General features: G+C 59.0%; 8 protein-coding genes, 1 tRNA gene and 1 pseudogene. 1 reads left to right on the plus strand and 9 read right to left on the minus strand.

The window, feature by feature from the left end:
• Positions 1-6 precede the first annotated feature (6 nt).
• Complete coding sequence (cyoE, locus tag FN369_RS03710; protein ID WP_246189526.1) at positions 7-960, plus strand: heme o synthase; 954 nt, start codon at positions 7-9, stop codon at positions 958-960.
• A 33-nt stretch (positions 961-993) separates the two neighbouring features.
• On the opposite strand, the gene FN369_RS03715 is transcribed toward cyoE, so the two are convergent.
• From FN369_RS03715 to FN369_RS03755, 9 genes and pseudogenes are all read right to left on the minus strand, one after another.
• Complete coding sequence (locus tag FN369_RS03715) at positions 994-1,560, minus strand: cysteine hydrolase family protein (protein ID WP_142524859.1); 567 nt, start codon at positions 1,558-1,560, stop codon at positions 994-996.
• A 27-nt stretch (positions 1,561-1,587) separates the two neighbouring features.
• Positions 1,588-3,414, minus strand: coding sequence for a translational GTPase TypA (typA, locus tag FN369_RS03720; protein ID WP_142524860.1), 1,827 nt, complete (start codon positions 3,412-3,414; stop codon positions 1,588-1,590).
• Positions 3,415-3,474: 60 nt separating this feature from the next.
• On the minus strand, positions 3,475-4,323 hold the full coding sequence (locus FN369_RS03725; RefSeq protein ID WP_246189527.1) for an SAM hydrolase/SAM-dependent halogenase family protein: 849 nt from the start codon (positions 4,321-4,323) through the stop codon (positions 3,475-3,477).
• 7 nt (positions 4,324-4,330) lie between these two features.
• Positions 4,331-5,362 carry a lysylphosphatidylglycerol synthase transmembrane domain-containing protein gene (locus tag FN369_RS03730; RefSeq protein WP_142524862.1) on the minus strand — a complete coding sequence of 344 codons (1,032 nt, stop codon included), beginning with the start codon at positions 5,360-5,362 and terminating at the stop codon, positions 4,331-4,333.
• A 24-nt stretch (positions 5,363-5,386) separates the two neighbouring features.
• Entirely contained in the window at positions 5,387-6,721 is a 1,335-nt protein-coding gene (locus FN369_RS03735) for an aspartyl protease family protein (RefSeq protein WP_142524863.1), read from the minus strand.
• Positions 6,722-6,744: 23 nt separating this feature from the next.
• Positions 6,745-7,533, minus strand: coding sequence for a hypothetical protein (locus FN369_RS03740; protein WP_246189528.1), 789 nt, complete (start codon positions 7,531-7,533; stop codon positions 6,745-6,747).
• 828 nt (positions 7,534-8,361) lie between these two features.
• Positions 8,362-9,231, minus strand: coding sequence for a hypothetical protein (locus FN369_RS03745; protein ID WP_246189529.1), 870 nt, complete (start codon positions 9,229-9,231; stop codon positions 8,362-8,364).
• 294 nt (positions 9,232-9,525) lie between these two features.
• Positions 9,526-9,596, minus strand: a tRNA-Gln gene (locus FN369_RS03750).
• 5 nt (positions 9,597-9,601) lie between these two features.
• Positions 9,602-9,871: pseudogene (locus FN369_RS03755) on the minus strand (NADP-dependent isocitrate dehydrogenase); the annotation flags it as partial.

Raw genomic sequence — 9,871 nt, forward strand, 5'->3', positions numbered from 1 at the left:
AAGCCAGTGAAACATCTTCTCCGCCATTCGGGCCAGCCTTCGATTCCATCGCTCCCCGCAGGGAGAGCGGTCCCGACGCTTTCTCCACGGCCGTTGTCGGCAGCCGTTCGGTGGTGGCAGGAACTCTCGGCGCTCATTAAATTCCGGCTGACCCTCCTGGTCCTGCTCACTACCTTGATCGGCTACTGCATCGGATCCGATCACCCGATCGATGGGCTGCGAGCCCTGCACGCCGTTTTGGGAACGGCCCTCGTGGCGGCCGCTGCCGCTATTCTCAACGAGGTAATCGAACGCCGGCAGGATGCGCAGATGACCCGCACGCAAAATCGCCCGATCGCAGCTGGCCGTGTCGACGGCCTCCATGCAACCGCCGCAGCGGTGGCCTCCGCGATGGCGGGCATCGCCTATCTCATCTTCTTCGCCAACATGCTCGCCGGGCTGGTCGCGGCTGCGACCCTCTTCACCTATGTCTGCCTCTACACCCCCATGAAGCTGATCAGCCCGTGGAATACATGGGTAGGAGCAGTTTCCGGAGCTCTGCCTCCCGTCATCGGCTACGCGAGCGCCAAAAATGCGGTCGACGGCACGGCACTCTTCCTCTTCTCCCTTCTCTTTTTCTGGCAGATGCCGCACTTTTTCGCCATAGCGTGGCTCTACCGCAACGATTACGAGAAAGCCGGATTCCGGATGCTCGTCGTGGTCGACGTCACCGGTCGAAAGCTGACCTCGCAAACCGTCTTCTTTACCTTGATCCTCTTTCTGGTCAGCCTCTGGCCGATGGTGGCGGGAACCGCGGCCATTCCTTATACTCTAGGGGCCATCGCCCTCGGAGCGCTCTTTATTGGGGCTGCCGTTCGCTTCCACAACGAACCGAATCGAGCTTCGGCCCGGGGTCTCTTCTTCGCTTCCATTGCCTATCTCCCGCTCCTCTTGGGACTTCTCGTCGCCTTCTGGAAATAGCGGGCGCTGGATCCGCGGGTTTTGTTCGAGAGGTTATTCTCCGTCCGCCGGGCGGCTCGACTCGAAACTCAACCGCTGCGCAAGGTTCGAGCTCGTGGTCATCTCCGCCCCGTAGTTGCGGCGAAGATACTCCAAGCCCGACGTTTGCTCTTGCTCGGTGAACGCCCCCACGCAGTCGACCGGCACCAGGATTCGGTAGCCGCGAAAAAATGCACCGGCCGCGGAATGACGGATGCAAAGATGCGTGTGCAGGCCCGTGAGAATCACCGTGTCCACCCCCAGCGAGCGCAAGAGCGAGTCGAGCCCGGTTTCGAAGAAAGCACTGTAAGTTCGCTTTTCCAGAACGTAATCCCCGTTCTGGGGAGCCAGCTCCGCGACGATGCGAGCTCCTTCGCTCCCCTTCATCGCGTGCTCTCCCCAAACTCGCAGCTCGGGATCATGGGGCAGATGGGCGTCGCTGACGTAAATCACGGACCGCCGCGACCGCCGCGCTGCGGAGAGAAGCGATAGAAGCGGCTCGATCACGGCCGTCTCTCTCCCCGTGGCGAGTTTTCCGCGAAGGAAGTCGACCACCATGTCGACCACAATCACGGACTCCATATTTCCTCCGAAAACCGGAGAACCCATTTAGGCGCTGGCGGTCGCCTCGGCACGTCGCCGGTCGATTGCGCTCAAGATTTTCTTCCGCAGGCGCAGCTTCCCGGGGGTTACTTCGACGTACTCATCTGGTCCGATATATTCGATGGCCTGCTCCAAGCTCAGGCTCCGCGGAGGTTCCAGGATGATCCCCTTCCCCTCTCCTTGCGAGCGCATGTTCGTCAGATGCTTGGTCTTGCAGGGATTTACCAAAAGATCATCGGGCCGAGCGTTCTCTCCCACGATCATCCCTTCGTAGACCTCTTCTCCGGGACCGACAAAGAGGACACCTCGCTCCTGGAGATTTTCCAAGGCGAAGGAGCTGGTCGTCCCCTTTTCCATGGAGACCAAAACGCCGTTACCGCGAAGGACGATCTCCCCACGCTTCGGACCATATTCTCGAAAGAGATGGCTCGCGACGCCCTCTCCTCGAGTGAGATTCACCAGCTCCGTCTCGAAGCCTATCAGCCCCCGGGTCGGAATGACCGCTTCCACGAAAACCGTCTCCCGCAAGTGCCGAAGATTCTCGACCTCCGCTCCCCGTCGAGCCAATGACTCCAGCAGAGGGCCCAAATTCGCCTGCGGAAGATCGACATAGAGCGTTTCCAGCGGCTCCAGAATGCGCCCGGCCTCGTCTTTTCGGTAGATCACCTCGGGTCGAGAAACCATGAGCTCGAAGCCTTCCCGGCGCATCTGCTCGACGAGAACCGCAATTTGCATCTCTCCTCGGCCGCTCACCTCGAAGGAACCCGCCGTGCCACCGTCCTCCACCTGCAGTCCCACGTTGGTACGGATTTCGCGGAAGAGGCGATCTCGCAGATGCCGAGCGGTCAAAAATTTCCCTTCTCGGCCCGACAGCGGCGAGTTGTTGACCAACAAGCGCATGCGGACCGTGGGCGGATCGACTTCAATGCGAGGCAAGGGCTCCCGATCCTCTTGATCGCAGAAAGTATCCCCGATTTCGACCTCGGCGAGCCCGGCTACGGCAACGATGTCGCCCGCCACCGCTTCCCCCAATTCCTGGCGACGCAAGCCGTCATAGCCTAAAAGCTGCGTCACCCGCCCTCTTCGCGGGATCCCTTCCCTCGGAAGGCAGACGATCGGATCTCCTACCCGAATCCGTCCTCCATAAATCTTCCCGATCGCCAGCTGCCCGAGGTAGTCGCTGTAATCGAGGTTGGCGACCAAGAGCGAGAAATGGGCGCCGGCATCGACTTTCGGCGGGGGAATCTTCTCCAAGATCGTTTCGAACAACGGCTCCATCCCGAGCTTTGTCGCCTCTTCCACTCCTTTCCATTCGCGACAGGCGAAGCCCACCTTTGCTGAGGCATAAAGAGCTGGGAAGTCGAGTTGCTCGTCGGTCGCTTCCAGCTCCAAAAAGAGCTCGAACACCTGATCGAGGATCTCATTGGGTCGAGCATTTTCCCGGTCGACCTTGTTCAAGATGACGATCGGAGCGAGGCCGGCGGCCAATGCCTTCTTGAGAACAAACTTGGTCTGAGCTTGGGGTCCCTCCACCGCGTCGACGAGCAAGAGAACCCCGTCTACCATTCGAAGACTCCGCTCTACTTCCCCTCCAAAATCGGCATGACCAGGCGTATCGACCAAATTGATTTTGTAGTCCTTATAATGGAAGGAAGCATTCTTCGCCCGGATGGTAATTCCCTTCTCCTTTTCGAGATCCATCGAATCCATCACTCGCTCCGCAACCGTTTGGTTGCTGCGGAATGTGCCGGATTGGCGAAGGAGTTGGTCGACGAGAGTCGTCTTCCCGTGATCGACGTGCGCGATGATAGCAATATTTCGTATCTGAGCCATGAGCACAGGGAAGATAGCAGCGCCGCCCGTTTCGCACAAGTGCCCCGGGCAGGCGCCCGCCTACGGCCTCACCAGGATCCGGGTTCCTTCCGAAACCTTGAGCTGATGGGCCGCCGAGTTCTTGTTCATGGCCAGCTCGAGATAGTCCGAGCTATTGAAGAGCGCCCCCAATTTTCCAGAGGGGATGTCCGCATAGGTCCCGACGAGCGGCGCCCGAATCGTCTGTTCCCCGATGGAGATCCGCAAGAGGATCCCTTCCTGCAAACGGGAAGAGAGATCCCTCGGAATATTCGTAATCACGTTTCCGAAGTGATCGACATAAATCACCTGACCCTGGAAACTCTGGCCGAGAAGGCTCGCAGGCGTTAGGTTGAGTGACTCCACCTTCTCGATTCGAGATCCGAGCTGGTCCGGATCCATACCGGCCGCCAAGCGGGCGGCTTCGGGTCCAAAGATATCCCGCCCTTGAAAGGTACGCGAAGACTTTCCCGCTCGATAAAACGAAGGCTTATCGAGTTTCCAAGCCCGCCTCATCCCTTCCCGCTCGACGACGAGCGAGAGGATCCCGTTATCCGGGGCAAAGAAGAACTTTCCCGAGCGGGTCTCGAGTAGGATCGGCGCCCGCTCGGTTCCGACGCCCGGATCCACAACGGTGACAAAGATCGATCCCTTTGGAAACTCCCGCGTAGCCTCTTCGACCAAGTAGGCCCCCTGCCAAATCTGAAAGGGTTCGACCTGATGAAGCAGATCGACCACGCGGGCGCTCGGATGGACCGTATAGATAGCCCCCTTCACCGCCGCCACATAGGGATCGCGCAAGCCGAAATCGGTAAGCAGGCCGATCACGGGCTCGCTCTGCGGCTCCCTCCGCGAGCAACCGGCCAGAATCATGGCAACCCCAAAAACCAAAGCTAATTTACGGATTGTACGATCTCCCGCATTCCGCCCCGACTGGGCTCGATCGATAATACAGGTAGACGATTCCGCCGACTAGACTCCAGACGAGTCCGACCGCAAAGAGCAGCAGGGAGAAGGCTACCGCCTCCTCCCGACTCACTCCAAAGGAGCCGAGCAGATAGAGAAGCGCTCCTTCCCGAATCCCGAGACCCGAAATACTGACCGGCAGCGCGACCGCGACGTTTACGACGACCATCGTCGTCACCAGGAGCCAAAACGGCAGCTCCAGGCGCAGCGCTTGCATGAGCGCCCAGAGCAAGGCCGCGGAGCTCCCATGGGCCAGCACAGATAGGCCGACCGCGATCCAATTCGCCCGCGTGGCCTTCCGATAGAGTTGCACCGCGCTCAGAACCTCCTGCAACGCCTTTTCCAAGCGTGCCGCCGTCTTCCCAGAGCTGGGAAGCCGGAGACGTCCGCTCGCAAACCCGCGCAGCAGAACCGGGATCGCCACCAGCGTGGCAAGTGTCAAAAGGAAGAGGGAGAGAGCCGCATTCCGGAGGACCGCTCGCGCTGCGAGTTCCGGATAAAAGGCTGCCGCGAGCAGCGAGCCAAGCACGAGGAGAACGACCCCTTCGAGAAACCGATCGTAGAGGACCGAGAAGCCAGCCATCGCCCCCTTACCAGGAAAAACGCGTGTCGCGTAAAAGATCCGGACGAAATCACCGCTGGTCGAACCCGGTAGAATCGCGTTGAAAAACTTCCCGACGAACCCTAAGGCCATAGCCTGCCGAAAGGAAAGAGGAAGCTCTAATACGGCAAGCAGGATGCGCCAGCGGACCGACGTAATCGGCGTCGACAGCCCGGCAAAGAGAATCGCCAACCCCAGCCAGACCGGCCTCCCGGCGAGCGCTAGTTTGCCGATCTGCTTCCAATCTACCCGCGTCGCGATCCACGCAAGGAGGATCGATGAGACAGCCGCTCTCGCCGCCCATTTCCACGCGCCTCTCTGCCATGGGACACGCCGACCCTCGAACGTTCCCTCGCGCTCCATCCTCCTCCGCTCCTCGCATCCGATCTACCGCTCCGCGACCGGGTCCGCAACGTTCTCCCGGTCCTCGGTCGTCTCGATAGTCTTCGCAGGATCGAGGATGACACGCATCTGATGGAAATCCAAGGTAAGGCGATAGGATTGAAAGAAACCATTCCCTAGGATGCCGTCGATCGGAAATCCCTGCATGTGATCGATCGACGGGGGAAAATCATACATGGTGCCAATATCGGCCTTCTGATCGAGTCGCACGATGGGACCCACCCGCAGCTCTCGAAATTCGGTGTAAACCTTCGGGAAAAGCCCCGCACGCCGCAGGCTGATGATGTAGCCGCCGTGGGCAGGCAGATGGGCTCGATGGATGAGCCGTCGAGAAAGCGTAACGGGCCGTCCTGCGGCGACCGTATCCAACAGGAAGACCGTATCCGTTCCGTTTACCCGCCCTTGTATCACGATTTGTCCGCCCGGCGTCCAAAAGAACGGGAGAACGATCGGGCCCGAATCCGACCTTCTCTCTCCCTCTCCCTCACCCCGCGGCTCCTTTGCCGCTCCTCCATCCGCCTTCCGGAGAGAGAGCTTCTTTGCGGGATAATCAATCGTCGTCTCGAAATGGGAAAGGAAATCCGTCCCAAGCAGACCGTCGACCAAGCCCTTCCAATTCGGCAGGAGCACGGGGACGCGCCGGATCCTCATCGAATCCAAATTCAGGGTATCGACCCGCCCGAAACGATTTTTTACCGACCACTTGCCTGCGGCCCAGAACCAGAACTGGAGAAAGTTGCTCTGCTGCCGCTCGACCTTCGCCGCGCGCGCGACCGTATCGTTGACCGCGCTCATCCCGCCGCGCGTGTCGATGTAGAATTGGGCATCCTTCCCGTTGATGCGTACCGGAAACTTGAGGCGGGGAAACGCCGCGAGAAGGGGGAGCCGGACGGAGCTCGCTCCTTCGATTTCGTACGCCTTCGGCTCGAGAGTGGCCACGAGCTCGGCCAACGCATCGAGGCCGAGACCATCGAGCTCGGAAGCGGATTGGCTCAGCTCCCCGGAGCGATACCATGCGAGGCTGAGCAAGGCTTGCGTCTCCGGATCCGATGGATGGAGGCGGAGCGCTCGGCGGAAATGCGCTCGCGCTTCGGGAAGCCGATTCTCCATGAGCTCGAACCATCCCAGCTTTTTCCAGGGGAGCGCGCTGTTCGGCTCCTCGATCACCCATCGGCGCACCGCGCCGCCGGCGCCGAGAAGATCACCCTTCTGAAGAGACGATTCGAATGCCGCTCGGGACGGGGAGTCGGCGATCGCCGGCTCGGCCGGGGCAACCAGTGCCAACCCCATGGCAAGCAGCACCGTCCTTAGAAAAATCATCACTCCTTCTTACTTAGTCTCCCTCAGAAAAGCAGATGGAATTTGACGATGAGCGCGTTGGCGTACCTCGACTCGATTGTAGAGTGATTCAAGGCTATCTGGTAGCCGATTCCGAAGTAGTAGCGCAGGTCCTCCTTGATTGTGAACCGGCCGATCAAGAGTTCCGGTAGCACGAAGAGTCCCGGGGCGCCGGTGGGCAGAAAACGGCTAATCGTGGGCTGAGAGTTGAACTCGAGGCAGGGAGTGATGCGGCCGATCCGGTATTCGAACGCCGCGTTCCAGATGATGGGGGCCCCAAGCTTGCTATTGTCTCCATCCGCCCACTGGGAGCCAAGGTTCGCGATAAAGTTGAAGTTTCCCCAACCCTTTCCGAAAAGCAGGGTGGGAGTCCAAACCCAGTGGTTGGCCATATTGGGAATGACGGCTGTCGGAGTAAGCGCGGAAAGCTGGACCGAGAAGACGTAGTTCTTCTGGTTTTCCGGCGAGGCCATGATCCGGTGGCGCCATTGTAACACCTCGCCCGCCCAACCGGTGGAAGCTGGGACTCCAGGTTCGTCGATATAGTTGGGCAAAGAAAAGGTAAATTCATCGGTGGGGGTTACGATCAGACTTACACCCTTCCCCGCCCCATAATTGTACTCCTTGTTTCCATTGCCCTTGGTCTCGTCGTAGACGTCGTAGCGGATGCGCTGCTCCAAGCGCGAGGTTGTCGTTACCAAAGGAGTCATCCAGTTCGTCTGACGCTCCTTGGTCTCGGCGGTCATCCGGTGCCATCTTTCGTACCAGCCCGTACCCGGATTCTGGTCGTTCATGGTCTCCACTAGATCCTGCGCCGCGATTTCTTCGCCCGGGTAGAAGACCGAATCGGCTTGAGCACTCGGGGACAAGGCCCAAACGGCCCATCCGGTGATCCAGAAGACGCAAAAAGAGCGTGCGAATGCTGCCGTACGGCTCCGAAAGCGCGGCCCGGCACTCCGCCGAAGGGATGGGGGGAACCCTTCGTGCCTCATGGAGAAGGAAAGCTACGCATCCGGCGGGTGTGCAAAAACAGACTCCGGTAAGCAATCTCCGCGCCAACGTGAGAAGTTCTTGGTTTCAGTCAACCCTCGGGAAAGAGGCTCCTATCCCTGGATGAGGGAAATCGGCCGACTCGGCTTGGTCGATCCGTGCAATGGAAACACGGCGAACCGCCGGAACGGATGCATCGTCGATCCCGAGGTTTTGCACATTCCTTTCTCTCTATGGCATGAACCCGAGGAACGAAAAAAGGTTGTGGCGAAAGTTGTCGGGCGGCCGATCGCTTCCCTCAAAAAAGCGGAGAAAACTTCCTGATGAGCACGTTTGCAAATTGCGCCCGGGCGGTCGCCGCATCTTGAGCCATTAGGTATCCGAATCCGAAATAGAGGCTTTCAGAAATCCTGGAAATGGAAACGGCTGATCGTGACAAAAGGCGTCCAAACCTAGTGCTCGGCCACTCCGGGCAGGGTTCCCGGGATGAGCCGAATCAGCATGACCGACAAGGGGGAATTCTTTTGGTTTTCGGAAGAGACCGTGCTTTCTGGAAAACAACAATCCGGACCACCCTTCTCTTCCCGGATTTCCCCAGCAGCAGATCCTGGTCCGTTTTGCCCCGAGAATGGTTAGAAGAGAAGATGAAATTTTGCGATGAACGCGTTGGCGTACTGCTCTTCCAACGTCGTCTGGTCCAAGGCCATTTGGTATCCGAAACCGAAATAGAGGCTCCAGTGATCGCGGAAGTGGAATCGGCCGATCAAAACTTCCGGGGTGACAAAGAGCCCTGGCTGCCCAACAAAGAAGAAGTTGCTGAGAGTAGGATGGGAATTCACCTCGATCGTCGGGCAGATCACGCCGAAACGATATTGAAGGGCCACACCCCAAACAATCGGGCTGCCGAGTTGCCGATTGTCGGCGTCGGCCCAGGCGGTGCCCAGATTCACCATGAAGTCGAAATGGCCCCAACCTTTGCCGAAGGTAAGCATCGGCGTCCAGATCCAGTGCTCCGCGAAGTCAGGCAGCGTCCCGGTTGGAGAGAGCGCTTCGAGCATCACGGAAAAGACGTAATTCTTCTGGTCTTCCGGAGAAGCCATGATCCGGTTTTTGATCATGAAGCTCTCTCCTCGGAATCCATCGAGCCGACCCGCTCCCGGATAATAGAGATATTGGGGCAAGGAAAAAGCCGCCTCCATTGTCGGAGCGACGATGAAGTTGATGCCTTTTCCCGCCCCGAAATTGAACTTCTTATTTCCGTTCGGCAGAGTCTCATCATAGACGTCGTAGCGGATCCGCTGTTCCAGACGCGGGGTTTCCGTCACGATCGGCGTCAGCCAATGAGTCTGTTTCTCCCGCGTCTCGATCGTCATCCGGCGCCAGCGGCTAAGCCAATCTTTTCCGGGGCTCTGCTGGTTCATCGTTTCGACGAGGTCTTGGGCGGCGACCTCGACCCCCGGATAGAAAACGGGATCAGCCCGGACCGTGGACGATGCCGTCACAAAAAGGATTAGACAGAGGAAGGCGGAGCCAACTGGTCCGAAGCGATGCATGGGACGTTGGCCCTCTCTCCTCCCCGTGAGCATCCTTTTGAATTCCGGCGACCGTCCTTTTCCTCTCCCTTTTTGCCTTACCTTCCGCGCGGGCCAAAGCGGCAAAAAGCGCTACAGCGGCCCTTGGATAGAGCCAACTCCACTTCGCGTCCTTCCTCAAAAATCGATCTCCTCCTTTCCGGGGATCGGCAAAAGAGCATACCCGCTTTCCTCGGCCTTCCTGCCGAGGAGAGAAGACCACATCTGCCCGGCATGGATTCGAACCATGACTAAAGGCTCCAAAGACCTCTGTGCTACCGTTACACCACCGGGCAAAACTCTAGGCTCCCTGGCTACGGGAAAAGCCTTCGGTTCCATTAAACGTATACAGGAGCTCCATCTTTGTGAACTCAATTCCCGCGGCTTCCACGGAGCCAAGCAGGTCGACGATCGCCTGCTGCGAAACTGCGGCCAGCCGATCCTTGGCGAGAAATCGGCATTGGAAGGGTCCGGCGAGCAGTGTCTCTCCCAAGCCGAAAGGCCAGACGCTCATTCCGCGGTTGGCGATGGTTCCAAGCGCCAAAGCATCCGTTTCCGCCGCACGGAGTGC

The sequence above is a fragment of the Methylacidimicrobium cyclopophantes genome, assembly GCF_902143385.2.
Lineage (GTDB): Bacteria > Verrucomicrobiota > Verrucomicrobiia > Methylacidiphilales > Methylacidiphilaceae > Methylacidimicrobium > Methylacidimicrobium cyclopophantes.